This is a genomic window from Burkholderia sp. A2 (assembly GCF_001729305.1).
In the GTDB taxonomy this organism is placed as follows: Bacteria; Pseudomonadota; Gammaproteobacteria; order Burkholderiales; family Burkholderiaceae; genus Burkholderia; species Burkholderia sola.
In genome coordinates, this window is sequence record NZ_LZXX01000069.1 from 1 (window position 1) to 357 (window position 357).

A 357-nucleotide genomic window follows, 5' to 3' on the forward strand; every position below is an offset into this window, starting at 1 on the left:
CGCGACGCCGAACACGAACAGCACCACGTCGACCTGCGCGCCCATCCGCACACCCGCAAGGAACGGCGCGACATACGTGTACAGCATGTTGTGCGCGAGCACGTACGCGAACATCACCGTCAACACCGGCCGTACGCCGGGCAGCATCATCACGCCCAGCACCGGCTCGCGCGCGCCGGCCTGCTGGCCCGGGTGGTCGGGCACGCGCAGGCGAATCCAGCCGATCAGCGCCAGCGCCGCGACCGTGATCCCCGCGAACGCGACGCGCCAGCCGAACGTCGCGCCGAGCGCGGTGCCGGCCGGAATGCCGATCGACATCGCCGCCGGTATGCCGAGCATCGCGACCGCGATCGCCCG

At 71.7% G+C, this 357-nt stretch carries 1 pseudogene; it reads right to left on the reverse strand.

Annotated elements, in window-relative coordinates:
- A pseudogene (locus A9Z05_RS05660) lies at window positions 1-357 on the reverse strand (MFS transporter); the annotation flags it as partial.